At 49.7% G+C, this 18,054-nt stretch carries 11 protein-coding genes; 1 reads left to right on the top strand and 10 read right to left on the bottom strand.

Annotated features, from left to right (window positions below; translation table 11 throughout):
- The first annotated feature begins 59 nt into the window (after positions 1-59).
- The gene (locus tag PT275_RS01715; protein WP_277151767.1) at positions 60-1,319 is read left to right on the top strand and encodes an ATP-binding protein; all 1,260 of its coding nucleotides are present in this window, start codon (positions 60-62) and stop codon (positions 1,317-1,319) included.
- Between the two features lie 191 nt (positions 1,320-1,510).
- On the opposite strand, the gene PT275_RS01710 is transcribed toward PT275_RS01715, so the two are convergent.
- The 10 genes from PT275_RS01710 to PT275_RS01665 form a co-directional block, all read right to left on the bottom strand.
- Entirely contained in the window at positions 1,511-2,704 is a 1,194-nt protein-coding gene (locus PT275_RS01710) for an SLC13 family permease (protein ID WP_277151765.1), read from the bottom strand.
- A gap of 469 nt (positions 2,705-3,173) precedes the next feature.
- Positions 3,174-5,309 carry a DNA primase gene (dnaG, locus tag PT275_RS01705; protein ID WP_277151763.1) on the bottom strand — a complete coding sequence of 712 codons (2,136 nt, stop codon included), beginning with the start codon at positions 5,307-5,309 and terminating at the stop codon, positions 3,174-3,176.
- Positions 5,310-5,487: 178 nt separating this feature from the next.
- Entirely contained in the window at positions 5,488-6,780 is a 1,293-nt protein-coding gene (locus tag PT275_RS01700; RefSeq protein ID WP_277151761.1) for a deoxyguanosinetriphosphate triphosphohydrolase, read from the bottom strand.
- A gap of 136 nt (positions 6,781-6,916) precedes the next feature.
- Positions 6,917-8,275, bottom strand: coding sequence for an alanine racemase (alr, locus tag PT275_RS01695; protein ID WP_277151759.1), 1,359 nt, complete (start codon positions 8,273-8,275; stop codon positions 6,917-6,919).
- A 298-nt stretch (positions 8,276-8,573) separates the two neighbouring features.
- Positions 8,574-9,110: an N-acetyltransferase gene (locus tag PT275_RS01690; protein ID WP_277151757.1), complete on the bottom strand. Its 537-nt coding sequence runs from the start codon at positions 9,108-9,110 to the stop codon at positions 8,574-8,576.
- A 476-nt stretch (positions 9,111-9,586) separates the two neighbouring features.
- The gene (locus PT275_RS01685) at positions 9,587-10,075 is read right to left on the bottom strand and encodes an S-ribosylhomocysteine lyase (RefSeq protein WP_277151754.1); all 489 of its coding nucleotides are present in this window, start codon (positions 10,073-10,075) and stop codon (positions 9,587-9,589) included.
- A 53-nt stretch (positions 10,076-10,128) separates the two neighbouring features.
- Positions 10,129-11,766 (bottom strand): hypothetical protein, encoded by a 1,638-nt coding sequence (locus tag PT275_RS01680; protein ID WP_277151752.1) that lies wholly within the window; start codon positions 11,764-11,766, stop codon positions 10,129-10,131.
- Entirely contained in the window at positions 11,763-12,467 is a 705-nt protein-coding gene (locus PT275_RS01675) for a hypothetical protein (RefSeq protein WP_277151750.1), read from the bottom strand. The genes PT275_RS01680 and PT275_RS01675 overlap by 4 nt, the downstream gene beginning before the upstream one ends.
- A 35-nt stretch (positions 12,468-12,502) precedes the next feature.
- Positions 12,503-12,802: a hypothetical protein gene (locus PT275_RS01670; protein WP_277151748.1), complete on the bottom strand. Its 300-nt coding sequence runs from the start codon at positions 12,800-12,802 to the stop codon at positions 12,503-12,505.
- A gap of 145 nt (positions 12,803-12,947) precedes the next feature.
- Positions 12,948-17,873 (bottom strand): type ISP restriction/modification enzyme, encoded by a 4,926-nt coding sequence (locus PT275_RS01665; protein ID WP_277151746.1) that lies wholly within the window; start codon positions 17,871-17,873, stop codon positions 12,948-12,950.
- Positions 17,874-18,054 lie beyond the last annotated feature (181 nt).

Raw genomic sequence — 18,054 nt, 5'->3', positions numbered from 1 at the left:
TGGCGGAATTTCAATAAAAATGTAATATTTGTGTCGCAAAGTGACGATAAGCTCGAACCATGGATTCGGACAGGGAAACGTCTCAGACTGCTGACAACGACGACGCCCGGCAAGCCGCCGACGCGTCTTCATCCGCGATGCCCTTTGATCATCGTTTAAGCGCCAATCAGAACCTGACCTTCGAATATGCAAAACCGGCGTTTGCATCGGCCGGACTCGAATGGTCTGACGAGAATCTTGTTCGGCTCCATCTTTTCGATGCTGAAAAGCAAGCCGGCAACACCGCTCTCCTACTCTCCGACCAATGCCCTTATCTTGTCAAATGCGCGGTGTTCGACGGCGACACCAAGGCAAATCTGACCGAACGTCAGAATGTTTCCGGCTCGGTTCTGAACCAAATCGATGCCACGATGATGTTCCTGAACCAACACAATACCGAAAACGCTTGGCCGGAAGATGCGTTGCGTGAATCGCTGGTCAACGCCGTTCTGCACCGCGATTACGACAAGAACGGGCCAATACTCATTAGTCTTTTCGATTCCAGCGTTGAAATCGTTTCTCCCGGCGGTTTGGTCGACGGCTTTGAAGTCAATGATCTCTTGAATGGTGTCAGCGAATCACGCAACCCGTGGCTTGCCGACGTGTTCGAGGCCCTGCATTTGAGCGAAAACTGCGGTACGGGCGTACAACGCATCCTTGACTCGTATTCCGAAAGCCTTGCCAGCCCCCAACTTCGGGTTGGCCCGGGTTCAGTGGCGATGATTCTGCCAAAGCCGGTACTCGATTCGGTGTGGACTGAGCCTCATTCCGCTAACGGAAACGAGGAAGAATCCGGAAACAAAACGGATAGTTTCGATAGCGATAATCCCGATGCCGGTTCCGGAAAAGCCAAACGCTACACGTTCCCGCTGGGCGGACCGCACCTTTTCACCACCAATCCAACCGAGGCCCGTGTCGAAGGCCAAGTACTTGCTGTCACCCCACTCTCGTCCGTGGTCTTTGCGGGAAGCAAAGTCTGGCAGCTGCTTACTGGCAACCCCGACCAGAAAACACTGGACGGACTGCCCAATAGTGTCAAATCTCAATTGCAGCAATGGAAAACCGGCACAGAAACACATCAATTCGAAATCGACACGCTTGAGCAAATCACCAAACGTCTCTTGTCAGAGCGGAAAGAAGCGATGAGCCTCAAACAGATCCAAACCGAATTGGGCACTGATTCCGGACAAATCGTGGATGTACTTGAGGGCCTTACTCAAAAGGGCGAATTGCAAAGCACCACCTGTGGCGCAACGACGACATACGCGTTACCACGCTAAACAATTATTGGTGGTCATATCAAGCTGTTTTACATGCAACTGCTGATGTCACCTTTGGTGTTGCCATGGTTATTTCGGCTGCCCAATACAGATGAAATTTTAAGCAAATCAGACAAAACCACACGGACCAAAAGTTAAATATCAAAAGATCATAAACAAATTGAATTACAACGTATTATTGGCCTCTCGCCTTAATTGATGATCAACGCCAACCCCAGCAACACCGCCAAAAACAGCACATTGGTCACCGTGTAGACCAGCAGGTAATGACCCTTTTTGTCTGGGTATTTACGGGCGATCTGCTGGTAGGAGATCAGCGAGGCCATCGACGCGATCAACGTGCCCAAACCACCCAGATTGGTGCCGATGATCAACTCACGCCACTGGTTGCAGAAACCCGAAAGCAAAATGGAAGTAGGCACGTTGCTGATGAGCTGGCTGGAAGCGACGGCGACTTCCATCGGATGCTGGTTGACAATCGAGGCCACAAAGTTCGAGAACTCCGGTACTCGGCGCATGTTGCCGATGAAAATGAAGAACATGACGAAGGTAAGCGGCAGGGTCCAGTCGACTTTGAGGAACGCACGACGGTCGCAGACCAGGAACGCGCCGAACACCAGCAGGCACATCAGCCACAGCGGAATCGAGCCGCCGACCGTGAAAATGCAGATGAGGAACAGAACAAGGTAGACGACTGCCCGCCAACCGCCGTACCCGGCCCCGTAATCGAGCACACGCACTTCGTCGGGTTGCTTCTCACTTTGCGGCGCGAACAGCGATTGCTCGATACCTTTGCGTCCCAGACCTGCGAAATCGGCCTGGCTGCTACGCCGACGGAATGCAACCAGAACGATGATGAGCAGCATGATGGCCGCAGCAAGCGAGAACGGGCCCATCACTTCCAAAAACTCCGAGGTCGGCATCTTGGAAACGGATTTGAGATAAAGGTTGTGGGCGTTGCCGACGGGGGTCAGCATGCTGCCGGTATTGGCACCGATGGTCATCAACGTCACCACCAGAACGGCCTTGTCCTCCATTTTGGCCATCACCAGCACCGAGATCGCGAACGGGATGAACGTGACCAGGGAAACGTCATTGGTGATGAAAATCGCGGAGAAGAATGCCAGGAAAACCAGTGAAACGACCAACATGCTTTCGGTATGCACATGTTCAAGAAGTTTGGTGCCGATGAAGTGGAAGACGCCGATGCGCTGGAACCCGCAGACCACCAGCATAAGGCAGATCAGCTGGCCAATGGTGTTCATGTGGATATAGCCGAGGTACTGTTTGTCCGGCGGGACGATGAAACACGAAATGATGGCGAGTATCGTCGCCACCACCAAAATGGTGTCGTTTTTCAGTTCCCTGACAATCCACTTACGCATCAGTTACGCCAGCCAAACCATCGTCGGGAAATACGCGACATCATGACCGCGACTCATTGATGCAGTCCGATCACGAGGCGACATTGTCGCCAGATACCTGCAAACATCTCGACCATCCTATGTTCCCATCCATCACATGACTCACATATCCGCGAAGACGCGCGTTCACAATGATCCTGGACTTGAATCGGTGCGCATATTCGTGTTCTTCCCTCTTATTGTATGGGCAATCTGGAGTGGTTTGAGACGGAAAAACGGGCTTTTAGCGACCGTTTTCAGGTATCGGCCAAGAAATTGGGAGAAAAATCCTAGATTTTATTGGCTTCTTTTGGGTTAGCAAAAAGCGACCAAAATTCTCAAAAAAACTTGAAAAAATGCCGTGCCCGCTTCGTTATAGACGGTTTCGGGAGGAAATGGTGCTTATAATGCCTTTCCTTGCAAGACACCTTCTCATGAGCCCATAGTCGCTTCAGGCGATGGCGTTGCCATAGACCTGCGCTTGCAGATCTTTCCGGTCCGCTTCCATGTCGGTGATCTGACCCAAAATCCTGATTTTCTCCTCGCCATCAGGAAGCTGCGCCATCTTGCGTTTCGCGGCGCCGATACGACGCATATAGCCGACATCCAACAACCTGGCGGTCAATTCCGCGGCATAGCGTTGCTCTTCCTGAGTCGGGGACCGTAACTGGGCTGCGGTGGGATTGGGCATGCCGTCAGCATTGCCGTTGACACCCCCACCGTTCTGCCCAATGGCGGCACCGGCACCGTTCGCCTCGTTGGCGTTGCCGTTCTGGTCATCGCCATTGGGCAAAGGCAGCGGCATGACGGCCAGCTCGTTGATGACCTGCTCGAGCATCGGGCCGCCGGCCTTGGTCAGATTGTGAAGCCAAAGGCCTTGCGGGGTATTCCCGTCCGGCAATCCTCCGGCCGCTGCGATGGCCTGGAACAGGGTGCGGAATACAGGGGTCATGAAGTCGGCCAATGTCAGTCGGGCGAATGCGTTCACATCGACGGCCCGGGGCACTTGGATGAGCACCGCCATGAACTGCTGCTCGCAAATGAACACGGCATCGTCGACGCGGAAATAGGCCTGATCGGCGGCATCACGGTGTTGCAGCGCCTTGCGCGCGGCCGGATTGGCATAGGTGTTCTCATTGTTGCGGTTATGGTTCTCGAAGCCACCGATCCGACGTTTGGGAGCGTAGGCATCATCATCGCGTACGTGTAGCTGACGTCGCGCGTTGTTGACCTCACGGCGCATGATGTCAAGGTCCACACCGATGCGACGAGTCGCCTTGCGGGTATAGATATCGAGCAGCGAACGATCGCGGATCTGCGCGATCAGAGGCGCCACGGCCTTGACCGCACCCATCTGACCGGTGGTATATGAGGTGTCGAACCGGTTGATGGCAGTGTCGATGACGAAATCATAGAGCGGTTTGGCGTGATCGATCAACGAACGCACCGCCTCGTTGCCCTGTTGGATACGCAGGTCGCAGGGGTCGAGGTTGTTGTCGGCCACCGCCACGAACGTCTGGGAAAGAAACGCCGAATCCAGTCCGAAGGCATGGATAGCGGCTTTCTGCCCTGCCGCGTCTCCATCGAACGTGAAGACGATGCGTGAGCTCAAGGATTGCCCCTCGACTTTCAGCGGACCGACCAGCTGGACGGCACCCAAGGAATCGTCGGAAATGAGCCTGCGGATGATCTTGGCGTGTTCCTCGCCGAACGCGGTGCCGCAGGTGGCGACGGCGGTGTCGATACCGGCCAGATGGCAGGCCATCACATCCGTATAGCCTTCGACGATGACGGCTTGGCGCTTCTTGACGATGCTCGATTTGGCCAAGTCGATGCCGTAAAGCACCTGCGTTTTGCGATAAAGCTGGGTGTCGGGGGTGTTGATGTATTTGGCGTTGATAGCGTCATCGTCATACAACTTGCGGGCACCAAAGCCGAGCGTCCGCCCCGTCGAATCACGAATCGGCCAAGTGGCCCGGCCTCGGAAATAGTCGTAGATGCCGCGCTGCCCCTGCCGTGCAAGCCCGGCATCAAGCATCTCCTGCTGGGTAAAGCCTTTGTTGGCCAGATGACGGACAAGATTGTCCCAACCCTGAGGGGCATAGCCGCAGCCGAAGCGCTGGCAATCGGCCTGGCTGAAGTTGCGTCCGCCCAGAAGCTTTCGTGCCGCCAACGCCTCAGACGTCATGATCTGGGAGACGAAAAAGCGCTGAGCCTCTTCGTTGGCTTCCAACAGTCGGGCACGCTTGGAGCCACGATGTTCTTCCTCAGTCCCGTCGCCTTTCTCGTAATGAAGCTCGATATGGTATTTGTCGGCAAGAAGTTCCACAGCCTCGCGAAAGTCGATGTTCTCACGGTGTTCGACGTAGGCAAAGACATCCCCGCCGAGTCCACAACCGAAGCAATGCCACACCCCTAGCGAAGGTCGGACGCTGAAGCTGGGTGTTTTTTCGTCGTGGAAGGGGCACAGACCCATGAATGTACCGGTGCCTGCGGCCTTGAGCGTCACCGTCGAGGAGACGATGTCATACAGGTCCGCCGTGGCACGCACCTTTTCCACGTCCGATTTGAGAATCATTCCAGCCATAATTGTTCACCTTACCGCGCGGCGTGCATGAGGCACAATCAAAACGCACGCTGAGAGTCAAAAATCAAGATTTCTTGATATCGATAGAAAGACGAATGCACACAGAGGCAGCAAAACCGTTGCAAGGCGGATAAACCCCTCCGTTTCGCACCACTTTTCAAACAGACAAGACCAGAATTCAGCAAATCAAGGAGTGCAGGGTCATCGCCGAACCATCGGTCAGGCTGGCCACCTGGTCAATGGCGACGCGCAGGCGCTCGTCATCGTTGGTGGATTCGTTCCAATCCTCAAGGAACACCGTTTCCAACGCATCGGAAGGACGCGGCGAATCGGCCATGAGCACGTCGACCAGGTCGGCGACGATCTGCTGCTCCTGCTCGTGTAACGGTTCGCGTTCACGCGGCGCCATGACAAAATAGACGGCGATGCCCTTGAGCGCAACGATTTCGTAATTGGTTTCGTCGGGAATAACCACGTTGGCGCTGTATCGCGTCAGCCTGCCCTGCCCATATTGTTCGCGGGTCGCCTGCTCGACCGAACCGGCGAACCGACCGATAAGCGAACTGGTGATATTCTTCAACTGCGCCAACGCCTGACGCGAGCCGTTGAAATGGGAGGGGAACATGTGCCGTTTCTTCAGCCGTTGCAATGCCTTGAGCAGCTCGTCCGGATCCCACTGCTGTCCATACCATTCGCGGGTGAGCTCCACCACGCCGTCGAGAACGCGGGAATCGGCCAGCGCCAACGGATTAAAAGCACCAGTGGCGATGGCATCCTCCACGTCGTGGACACTGTAGGCGATGTCGTCGGAAAGGTCCATGACCTGGCATTCCATCGGTTTGGCGTCTTTCGGTGCACCCTGTTTGAGCCAGTTGAACACGTCGACATCATCGGGATAAACGCAGAATTTCAGGCTGCGCTCCCCTTTCGGGTGCTTCGAGGCCTCCTCAAGCGTCCATGGGTATTTCACCGCCGCGTCCAGCGAGGCGCGGGTGAGGTTGACGCCTGCGGAACGCCCGTCAGGCAAAAAAACTTTCGGTTCAAGCCGTGTCAGCAACCGAAGCGTTTGCGCATTGCCTTCGAATCCGCCGATGCCAGAGGCGATATCGGCCAGCACCCGCTCGCCGTTGTGTCCAAACGGCGGATGGCCAAGGTCGTGAGCCAAGCAGGCACAGTCGACCACGTCCGGATCACAGCCGAGCATCGAGCCGATCTGGCGGCCGATCTGGGCGACTTCCAGCGTATGGGTCAGCCGGGTACGGGCAAAATCATCAGTACCGGCTACAAGAATCTGACTTTTCGCACCAAGCCGGCGCAAGGCCGAGGAATGAATGAGACGCGCGCGGTCGCGTTGGAAGGCAGTACGGGACTGCGATTTCGGGGGCTCGGGAGCCCAGCGCTCCTCATCGAAGGCGTCATAGCCCTCCTCTGCCAGCACTTCCTCGCCATCTGCGGTATGCGTCTTGGTCATAGCTTCCTTTCAACTGGCCTGATATTGTCCACCAATCATCAATATAAAGCCATATATCGCACTGTCGGCCTCGTAGCGAAACCCATCGCACTGTCAGCTGCTGCGAATCGTTGCCAGCATAATGTCATTTTCTCGTCTACAACAGCGTCTTTGCGCTGAGTTTGCTCATATCCTGGGGGTCGAGCACTTCTGCAGCGTGCAGATAAAGCCGCGGGATACGCGTACGCAGGCAGGTGAAGATCTCGTAGCTGATGGTGTCGGCGGCACGAGCCCAATCGTCCGCAGTCGGCTCCACGTACTGTTCGCCACGGCCTGGCCCGAACAGCTCCACGGTATCGCCCTCGTGCACGCCGAGTTTCTCGCAGTCGCCATGCAGATCGATAATGAACTGATCCATGCATACGCGACCCGAAACGCGCATCAGCTTTGGCCCCTCATTGGTCATCACACGTACCGGACCTCCGGGTTTGCGTGTATGTTTGGCCCCTGCTTCATCGAATCCAGAGGCGGAGCGGTGGATGCCATCGGCGTACCCCAGCGGCACAATGGCCGTGCTGGTGGCTTCGTCGGTGATGTAGGTGCGCCCGTAGGAAATGCCGTGTCCCGCCTCCACGCCTTTTACCGTGGCCAGCTGGGCCTGAAGCGTCATGGCGGGTTTCAGATCGTAGTTCGCCGGCACGCCCATCGCCGGATCGGCCTCGTAGCCGTAAAGCCCGATACCCGGACGGGTCAGCTCGAAGCGCGTTTCTGGGCGCGAAAGCGTGGCCGCGGTATTAGCGATGTGACGGATACGTGGCGGGATGCCGGCCTTCTCCATGCGCGCGGTGAACTGCTTGAAGCTTTCAAGCTGCTGGTCGGTGGCTTCCACGAATTCCGGAACGTCGGGCGCGTCGGCCACGGAGAAGTGGCTCCACTGCCCTACGATGTCAAGCACGCCTTCCTTGGCCAGCGGAACCAGTTTGTCGAGCGCAGCTTGGAAACCTTCTGCAGTAAAGCCGTTGCGGCCAAAGCCGGTGTCCACCTTGACGTGCACACGCGCGGGTATGCCAAGTTTGCGCGCGGCGGCGGCCACGGCGTCGATGCCGTCAAGCGAGCCCACGGAAATGTCGATGTCGCTGGCGATGAGCTCGATCAGCGGGGCATTGCGCCCGTTGTACATCCACGTGAGAATATGGCAGCGGCTCGAATCGATGCCGGCCATGCGCAGCAACAGCGCCTCACGCGGTTGTGCGGTTCCCAGCCACGTCGCTCCGCCCGCGAGCGCTGCCAAGGCGGAAGGAATCAATCCGTGCCCGTAACCATCGGCTTTCACCACGCCCATCACGGCCGTACCGGACTTAGGTCCGCCGACGACCTCGACCAGGTGCCGCATATTGTCGCGCATCGCCCTAAGATCGACAATGGCCTGCCCGGGGTAACGTCGCAGTGCGGCAACGTAATTCGCCTTGCCGAGAGTGGAGGAAAAAGGCCATGGATCGAGTGCGTTCAATGTCATAGTCATTATTGTGTCGCGGGCAGGTGACGAACGCAATCATCAAGCTGAAAGTGCTACACAATTGGCAAATTACCGTGACATGGAACAAATTGACACGCCCAGAATATGCAATGTCAATTTATCTTACGACCTTTGACTTATCAATCATTCACTTATTCAGAAAATGACCGAATGAGGATTTGGCCGCTTCCTCGTTCGGTCGCCATTCGTTGATTCGCAACCAAGCGGAATCTTTATTTACTCCGAACTTTCGGCTATAACCGAGAACTTTCCACTTCGATGCCACAAGGCCATATCCTCAATGATCGTGACGCTGGTAGGCGACGCGCACGTCGGGCTTGTCGGTGATGTTCATGACGTGGATCAGCCCGCAACGCTGGAAGCCGTCGGCCTCGAAGACGTGCTGCATGGCCTTGTTGTCGGGATGCGTGTCGCAGCGCACATTGCCGTATTGTTCGACCGCCCAATCGAGGCAGGTCTTGGCGCTGTGATGCTTGAGCCCGGAAGCCGCGAGACGGTGCATCGTCGCGTAATCGTCGTCGTCAAGCCACTTGCCTTCGATTTCGGCGTAGGTCGGTTCCAGCCCCGTGAACATGGCGAACTGGGCGAGAATGCGTTCCGAGCCGTTTTCGCCCTTGTTGTCCACCAAGAGAAACGCGTTGCCGCCGTCGATGTCCTTCTGGACAAGTTCGGCCGGTGGCCAGGTCGTGCCCCATTGCGTCGGGTTGCCGTTGCGCGCCATGAGCTTGCGCGCACGGTCAAAGTTGCGTTGGATCGCTTCGAAATCCGCCTGCGTCGCCTTCCGAATATGTTCGCCCGACTGCTGCCCGCTCATGAAACTACCTACCTCGCTTACATTTGTTATAAATACCGAACGAAAGCCTAACACGGGGCTTTCCGGTAAGGCAAAATTATTGCTCAGTGAGAACCGCCGTTCACGCTTGCACAAAGGCGAACATTTCAAGCATCACGGTATCGCTGGAATTACAAGTGATTTACTTGATATATGCATCGGACATGACAACCATCTGTCTTCCAATCAGTTTTCTTTGTAAACGATTGGAAATCGTACACAGGCAGGGTCGTGTCCCAATCAAATCCCAATACCCAAAGTGTCCAAACTCCTGGGTCTATCGGCATTTGCCGACAGTTGGGAGTGCGGACGCACTTTTGTTTGCCTGATTCTAAAAACTTGTTCAGATATCATCACATAAAACGCAAGAGACGCCGGCAAATACATTGCCAACGCCTCTCGTTTTCGAAGATTCGAACATTTGCAGACAATTGAACGAGCCTGCAAACCTTGTGAAATCAGACCACCTTGCGGACGTATGGGTCGGAGCTGATGCCCTCGTCCAAGATCTTCTTGCACCATTCCTTGGCGGTGAAGAGGCTGTGGTCGCGGTAGTTGCCGCAGCTCTTGATGTCCGTGGCCGGCACGTCGTCCCAGGTCGCCTTGTAGGCGATGAACTCGAGCGATTCCTTGAGCGCCTTCGCCACGTCCTCGGTGCTGTGCTCGCCCCAAGTCAGCAGGTGGAAGCCGGTGCGGCAGCCGAACGGGGAACAGTCGATGTAGCCCGGAATGCGCTCGCGCAGCAGCACCGCGATGGTGTGCTCGATGGTGTGCAGGCCGCCGGTCGGGATGGCGTTCTCGTTGGGCTGCACCAGGCGCAGGTCATAATTGGAGATCACGTCGCCCTTCTCGCCCGTCTCGGTATCGATAAAGCGCACATACGGCGCCTTCACCTTGGTGTGATCGAGCTTAAAGCTCTCCGGTTCCGGCTTGTTTTCTTTTGACATTTGGTTTCCTTTCGGTTTTAAATAGATCCGATAACAAATCTATAATCACCAGTTTAGTTTAAGGATGTTATATCCGAATCTTCAGAAAAGACTATTCCAAATTTTTTTACCTCAGCTTTGAATTCCTCATTATCCTTAGAAGTTAAAATCTTATTCTTTGTGTGTCCAGAGTAATTAATGGCATGCAAACGCAAATCATGGCTATATTTGGCTGTTCCCTCTTCTTTTTTAACAGTAGCAGTTAGAATAATTTGGTTAGAAAGCTCGCCCAACAAATCAATCAAATTATTCTCTCTACCTGTAGAAAGTTCACCTTCTCTAAACGAATCGATTACTATTGGCAAATTATGATGAAGCTCTTTTGCAAGTGCATATACACGCGCAGTCAAGAATTCAGGTAATTCACTACCCGAATAAACGTTATCCTCTGTTGTAAAAAGGGCGTTATATTCCTTTTCATTTTCATCACTGAACTTTTTCCTAGCATAATTCATATCGGAAAGTAGCGTATCCATAAAATTTTCCCGATTTTTTTGAGTCTGATCTGAAACCTGTTTTTTAGTTTCAATTTTTCTTTTAATATCTTCTAATTCGCTATTAATAGTACCGATTTTAAGGTCAATTTCGCGTTCTGAAAGATAGTCATCTTGAGTAGAAACAATATCAGCTAAAGTGACCTCCTTGTCCACAAGTAGATTTTCCAATTCATCTTGCGATTTTCTCAATTGTGCATTAATCGAATTGATACGATCATCATAATATTCGATTTTCTGTTGTACTGAATCAATAATCTGTTTCCTAACAGATGCTGTTGTAATATCAAAAACATAATCAGCATTTTGAGGTTTATAGCCAACATTTTTAGAGCCGCAGTTTAAACATAAAACAGACCCGACCGATATATCTCGATTTAATGATATTAACTCAGAAAGCACAGTCTCATTTTTTGTTTTTCGCGCCAAATCGTGATTTCGTTCCTTGCGTAAACCAGCAATTTCTTTTTTCAAAGCATTAAGTCTTTGTAAAAGTTCATCTTGCTCATTAGCGTCAGCGGTCGGGCTAATAAATGAAACCGGCGTCCCAATCTCACGTATTACTTTCACTTGTTTTAAAAGGTCGCTTTTTTCTGACTTGAGTGAAGCTTGTTGTTGTTTTAACTCGCTAATTTGCTTACTGTCTAAAGAGTTGGCATTAAGCTTTTTTATTCCATAGAGCATCTCCACAAAATCATGTTTGTTGAACCAAGAGGAGTTAACTCTTGAAGAATTCCGTTTGTCCTGAGCAACAAAAAAGATTTGTGTATATAGCTCTAAACCGACTTGAACAGGACGGCTATCCTTTATAATCTCCGGGAGTTGGGTGATATTTTGATTCCAAAATTGTTGAAAAGCTTTAACACTCTCGAACGGCAAAATCCGCTGATTCTTCAAAACAATAAAGGTATTTTTATCTCGTAAAATTTCTATCTCAGTGCCATTGTTATCGAGTTTTACAATGTAGAAATAATGCCTAAAATCAAATCCCTTAGGAAAAATCGGGACTGCTCCAAGCCCATACATAATCGATTGCATTACAATTGTTTTCCCGACATCATTGTCATCACTAAAAATTACGTTCATTCCCGATTCGAAATTATCTTCAATGAACGATTCTTTTCCATTACCGATATAGACAGCGTCAACTTTTATCATTTCCCCATCCTTTCCTTAACAAAAGCAATAAAATACTCAAAATCTAAAGGGTGCATTTGCTTGCAATCCATAAGTACAGCCGGACTTAATAATCGATAAATATAATAAACATCCTTCTCTGGATTTGCTCTAATCGTGGTGACAATCGCATCCCACAAATTCCAAAATGCCTGAGAATTATTTTTATCGAACATTTGCAGAGCTAAATCTTGCTGACAATCTTCAATGATGTCTTCGTCCATCCCCGGAGGCTGCTTATCCAAAAAAGAACGGAAACCTGTAGGGCATCCTTTATCAAAGGGATTGCCATTAATCACACGTTCTATGACCATTAACTCTATTTCTTTTCGCTTAAGAACTCGCCCATATTTCCCAACTTCATCTGGATAATTAATAGTCACAGCATTTATCTGTTCGTTATTTTTTAAACTTGCTTGTTTGTCTCGGATTTCATTAAATATCCTTTCCAATGAGCTATCTGGCGGCTGAAGACGAACGCTCGCCTTAATAAGAGGACGGATATAATCAGCCTTTGAATCCTTTGCAATTACAAAAATAACATTATTTAAAAATAAATTAATTGCTTGTTCAGAAATTGTGTTGGAACGTATATATGTCTTTTCATTGCAAATATCCGTAAGAGCAGTATAAATTTTTTCCTGAGCGGAATCGGTAAAATCTCTATACTTAAAAATTTCCAAATTCTTTTCCTTGACGCAGCTATTTGAAATGCCACCTAAAAAAGAATCTCTTCAACAAAATAATCGCTAAATTCGCTAGTAAAATTATGGAATAATGTCACAAGAGATTCACCAATTTTTTTAGGTGAATTGTTTTTTGAGGCTTTTGACTGAACATCATAAAGACGAAACGAATTATGATCCATCCCCGTTACGTCATTAAAACAATCAATTGCAAATGCAGAAATCTCATCATTTTGCTCATCAAAATCCAGCAAATGCAGCATTGCCTTGGTCTCACCATCGTTACCTGAAGCAGTTGTTCGTTCAGATGAAGCAAAAGTATAGGAAACCATTATTACTCAGCATTCTTTGAATGATTTTATATTCAATATTGTACGGCACCTTTATACTCAAATTAATTATTCTATCCTCCACTCCCTAAGTAAATACCTCAAAATCACCTATTAAACATTAAGCTGCGTTACCTAAATTTTCAGTTTATTCATTCCACGCCTGAGGCCAGTTGGCGATCTGCGGGAGCTCGCTTAGTGGGGGGAGGGAATCCATAATGTCTAAGGTTCTCATGCTGACGGTGATGACTCGCTCTACTAGGTCGACGATGTAGCGTGGGTCGTCGCTGTAATCGTTGGGATCATTGACGATTCCACTCTTTTTATCGGTTCTGATCTGGTAACGGTCAATGAGCCAGCCTATCGCACTCTTGCCGTTGACGACATAATCGTATGCACGAAGAGGTATCCCCTCGATGATGAGATTTTCGGCAACCTTTAAGACAGTCAAATCCTTGACTTTCTTGCCGGTTTCAGAATCTTTCACCTTGTTAGGATAGGACATTTTTATCGTGCGACCAGGATCTGTAGAATTACCAGTTTCCTTTACTGCCCATTTATCCATAGTCTCATAGTTCAAATGAAGCTGAGCAAGCTCACGTCCAGCTTTCATAAACGCTTTGAAATCCTTGGCCAATGGGATACGTGGAAGTTCTTTGCTTAAATTGTTGGCAAAACGTTCACGATATTCAGGACTATGCAATATTCCATAGACATAATAAAAAACATCATCTTTAGCAATATGCGAATTTGAGTAAGCCGTTTGGAATACCTTCAGCGTTTGATCCGTTATCGAATCATGCCGAACATATCCGTAGTCGTCAGTCTTTGTATCATCATCTAAATTCAGAATCCCGTCACTTCCGGCCTTTTCATACCAATACCTTGAGAAGCATTGGCTGTCACCAACGAAATGCAAATCAGGAACGCAATCTGTAATCAATGTAAATCCATGAGACAAACAAATTTCGAAATTGTCTGCTTCTGAATATGGGAAAAACTGCGGCTGTAAATAAACGCAGTTGTTGAATTGCGAATCCAAATATTGCCACTGCTTAAAAAATGGACGATACGAAGAGAGACGAATATGCGATTCATTAAATTCTGCATCATCTCCACGCTCTATGCCCTGATAAAGCTCCCGTGTCCACTTGATTTTATGACTGTCATTAGTCAGGAATATCTTTACATCCTCTTTTTTATCTGACTCAGTCCATCTTTTAAGCTCTGCCTTGTAGGTTTCCACAGTCTTCTGCATGTCGGCACGAACTATCCGCTGACTGGAGTTATAACACCAATCGTCTCGATTAGTTTTTACACCTGCCGACCAAGTAGAGAACAAACCAGTCGGTAATTTCTTGTTGCCTTCCTGAATTCCCATTGGAATAAATTTCGAGTAGCTCGTGTCGCGATGATTCAACCAATCACCATCTTCATCTTGATGCAGAAGATTGCTCCAGTCTGGATTATTCTTAACTGTGTCACGAAGTATTCCAAGTTTCTGGTCTTGCGACAAATAATCACCTATATCAAGATAATGTATTATTCCTTTTTCTGTAGAATCAGGATTCTTTACTAGCAGAGTAATAGTAATTGTCGTGCGCGTTCCAGCTCCAAAAACATTATCTTTTTCTTTTCGTCTTTCCTCTCCTTGACATCTAGCATTGCCCCGCAGGTTATACACATAGATATCGTTAAATTCATTACTAAAGCAGCGTCTAACTCCAGCTCCAGAAGCACTAGTCAACCAGCCTCCATTAGAAACAAAGCAAACTATTCCTGAATCACCAATGCGATCACTTGCCCAACGGAAAGCACGGATATAGTGGTCATACAAAGAATTATTAAGAGTAGCATCGGAATTCGCTACATAAGTCTCTTCAACCCGTTTATCAAGCCCTGAATATTTAGTGTTCTGATTGCCTGTGTTTTCTGAATCTCCAGCTCGATAAGGCGGATTGCCGATGATGACTTTGATAGGTAATTCCTTCTGAGCTTTTACACGCTCAGTGTTTTCCTTGAACACACCCAAATCGAGCGGATCATCCTGCTCATACATCTGGAACGTATCAGTCAGCAATGCACCCGGGAACGGCTTGTAGTCGCCACCCATACGCTTGTGATAGGACTGCTCGATGTTAATATCCATAATCGTTGCCGCGAGCGGCACAATCTCATTGGAATGTAAATCATGCTCATATTTGTATGGCAAGTCTTCATCTTTGATAAGACTCTTATCTTCGATGAGACGGCAAAGATAAGTACCCGTGCCAGCGAAGCCATCAAGAATATGCACTCCCCGAGTTCCCAGCGATTGATGGAACTCCTGCTGCAAGACACGCTGAACCATGTGCAACTGGGCGTCAACTACTTCTACCGGCGTATATACGATGCCAAGGCTGTCGGCCGTTTCTCGGAACGCCTTGGTAAAGAACTCATTGTAAATTTCCTTGATAAGGTTCTGCTTGGCATCATCGCTTTCAAGCTGACTGGCCGAAAGCTGAACCGATGCATACAAATCGCGCAATGTCGGGTTGTCAATGTCCTGAGGAAGTCCTGCCGCATAGAGCGAATCCAACGCCCGATCAAGACCTTGAACAATAGGATTGCCTTCGAGCACCTCACGATTGGTAAACAGAGTCTCGAAAATAGGTTTGGTAACCTCATGCTGAGCTAAAACCGCAATGGCGTCTGTCTCGGAATAGCCGGAATTCAACGAGTCACGGAGACCTTGCACGAACTCCATGAACGGGCCATGAGCCTTGTCACTATCAACAAGCTCGGCAATCTGAGCGGCACGGTGACGGGTGATATCGGCAATATCGTCAGTCCATTCGCCCCAGTAGATTTTAGTTCCACATTTGCGGACTATCTGCGCATTAATGCCTTTAGCAAGTTCAGCCATCTCCAAATCAAGTTCAGGCTGGGTTGCTTGATGGTTTTCGGGAGCGTCGACAATTAAACCGCTCTCTCCCCCATCACCGCACTTCGTATGTTCATCCGGGTCAGGATCACCGATATGAGGGCCTTCAGGCTTTTTCGGCTTATGCTTCTTCAGCTTCGACTCGTCAAGAACCTCAACCTCCACAATTTTGCTCAACGAATCGGTATCACCAAGTGCTGCGGCGTTGATGATGGCGTCAAGCCGCTCATCATGGCTTCGAAGAGCACGAACCACATCCCAAACAATCTTGTAGGAATCCGAGGAAAGCGCCATCGCTGGATCCGTACCAGGTTTCACTGCTACAGGAATGATGATGTACCCATATTCCTTGCCAGGAGATTTACGCATCACGCGTCCTACGGATTGGATGATGTCGATTTTGCTGCTGCGGGCCGAAAGGTACATCACAGCGTCCAAATCAGGAACGTCGACGCCTTCAGCGAGGCATCTTGCATTGGACAAGACATGACATTCGTTAGGCTCGGTATCGGCAGCCAACCAGTCAAGTTTCGTATGGCGTGTTGCGGCATCCATCGTTCCATCAACATGGTCGAACTGCACATGCACATCATGCCCGGCTTCAAGTGTGGCTTCATTCCCTTCTGTATCGGGCAAAGCAGAAGTGTACTTGTCAATAACCGCGCGGAAGTTGGAAGTCAACGCCTTGGAAGCCTTAATCGATGGGGCAAATGCAATGGCATGATGAAGAACACGCTCGGTGTCATCAGCTCCAACAGCTACCGAATGTTTGCCACCATTAGATGGCTGATTAATAGCTCTGGCATGCCGTCTATCAAAAAGCGCTTTCCAACAACCAACGAATTTCATAGCGTCTGGAAGCTGGACTTCTGAGTTTTCATCACTATAAGCATCCTGCACGGGTTTGCCCATCATGTCCTCGGTGACTTGCATGATCACAATCTTGTAATCTGTGAGCAACCTGGCATCTACGGCCTTACCAAAGCTCAAACGGTACGCGACTTTGCCGTATTTACTTTCGTCATCCATACTCGCAATTTCAATGGCACCCTGATTTGCCTTATTCTTGGCTCCCTCGCTGAAGATTCGCGGAGTCGCCGTCATATACAGACGCTTAGAAGAATGAATGAAGTTATTGTCATGCACTTTTTGGAAAGCGCCTTCGCCATCGACCACACCGGTCGTTCGATGAGCCTCATCGCAAATCGTCAAATCAAAGTCAGGCAGACCTTCTTCTTGGGCGTCATGAATGACTTGAATGCTTTGATACGTCGAAAAAATAACATTCAGTGCATCATCTTTCTTGGTAAAACGTTCGGCGACGGTATGAGCATTGGTTGTTGCCGGGAACGGGATATCGGTTATCTGGCCATATGACTCATCTTTGAGCTTGCTGGCCTTACCATCCGAACAAACAACATAAACATTGATTCGGTCACGAACCTGATTTACCCAATCACGCATCGACTGGGAAACCAGCGAAATCGAAGGTGCGAGGAAGAGAACCGTATGACCATTACCGAGCAGTTCTTCGCTCAATCTCAAAGAGGTCAGGGTCTTGCCTGTTCCGCAAGCCATGATCATCGAGCAACGGTCAGCTTTACTTAATTCTTCCTTGACTGCATCTACTGCTTCGCGCTGGTGTGGCCGCAGTTCAAAAATCGTGCGTTCTTTAGCAGAAGTACCGTTTTGAAATGCGTCCCAGTCTACATTTGACTGGCGCATAGTGTCCAAATCAAGCCTCACCACACCAAGCTTTGGATTAAGCAAGAAGAAATTCTCCAAGTTTGAAGTATATGATTCCGCGGTGTCGGCAATCATATAGTGGTGGTATCTCTCATCTGCCTGTGCTGCCATAAAGAATGTAGATACATCCGCATTGGAAAGTTTGGTTTTCTTTGAATAGCATTTCGCTTGAATCGCCCAATAAGAACCATCTTGGTCCAAGGCAACTAAGTCGATACCCGTATCCTGGCGCCGGGGTACGTTTGTTGGAGCTTCATCCCACATCCAGACTTGCCTTATTTCTTCGGACCAAGCAGGATCATGCTCAAGAAAATACTTAACTGCATATTCGAATCGAGTTCCCTGTTCACGCTTATCAGCAGAATCTGCAACTATATGTTCGAAAATCTCATCTACGGTAGTCATAGCAATCCTAGCTCTCGACAACAATAACCATCATTTTACAACTGAGGGTATTTTTTTTCTTTAAAATGATTTGATAATTAGCAAGTTGAGAACTGATCATAACTATCATGACTTTAGATTCTGCTGCAAAAACTCCATTTCGAGCAAACTAGCAACATTGCCATTTTTAGCCGCTTCACCA

The organism is Bifidobacterium sp. ESL0745 (assembly GCF_029433335.1).
Lineage (GTDB): Bacteria > Actinomycetota > Actinomycetes > Actinomycetales > Bifidobacteriaceae > Bifidobacterium.
The sequence above is the reverse complement of the archived record's forward strand: the minus strand, read 5'-3'. Positions and strand labels throughout refer to the sequence as shown.

Bases quoted from the DNA above. Each gene is read 5' to 3' on its own strand.
- PT275_RS01715 (WP_277151767.1), top strand. From the start codon at position 60: ATGGATTCGGACAGGGAAACGTCTCAGACTGCTGACAACGACGACGCC.
- PT275_RS01710 (WP_277151765.1), bottom strand. From the start codon at position 2,704: ATGCGTAAGTGGATTGTCAGGGAACTGAAAAACGACACCATTTTGGTG.
- dnaG (WP_277151763.1), bottom strand. From the start codon at position 5,309: ATGGCTGGAATGATTCTCAAATCGGACGTGGAAAAGGTGCGTGCCACG.
- PT275_RS01700 (WP_277151761.1), bottom strand. From the start codon at position 6,780: ATGACCAAGACGCATACCGCAGATGGCGAGGAAGTGCTGGCAGAGGAG.
- alr (WP_277151759.1), bottom strand. From the start codon at position 8,275: ATGACATTGAACGCACTCGATCCATGGCCTTTTTCCTCCACTCTCGGC.
- PT275_RS01690 (WP_277151757.1), bottom strand. From the start codon at position 9,110: ATGAGCGGGCAGCAGTCGGGCGAACATATTCGGAAGGCGACGCAGGCG.
- PT275_RS01685 (WP_277151754.1), bottom strand. From the start codon at position 10,075: ATGTCAAAAGAAAACAAGCCGGAACCGGAGAGCTTTAAGCTCGATCAC.
- PT275_RS01680 (WP_277151752.1), bottom strand. From the start codon at position 11,766: ATGATAAAAGTTGACGCTGTCTATATCGGTAATGGAAAAGAATCGTTC.
- PT275_RS01670 (WP_277151748.1), bottom strand. From the start codon at position 12,802: ATGGTTTCCTATACTTTTGCTTCATCTGAACGAACAACTGCTTCAGGT.
- PT275_RS01665 (WP_277151746.1), bottom strand. From the start codon at position 17,873: ATGACTACCGTAGATGAGATTTTCGAACATATAGTTGCAGATTCTGCT.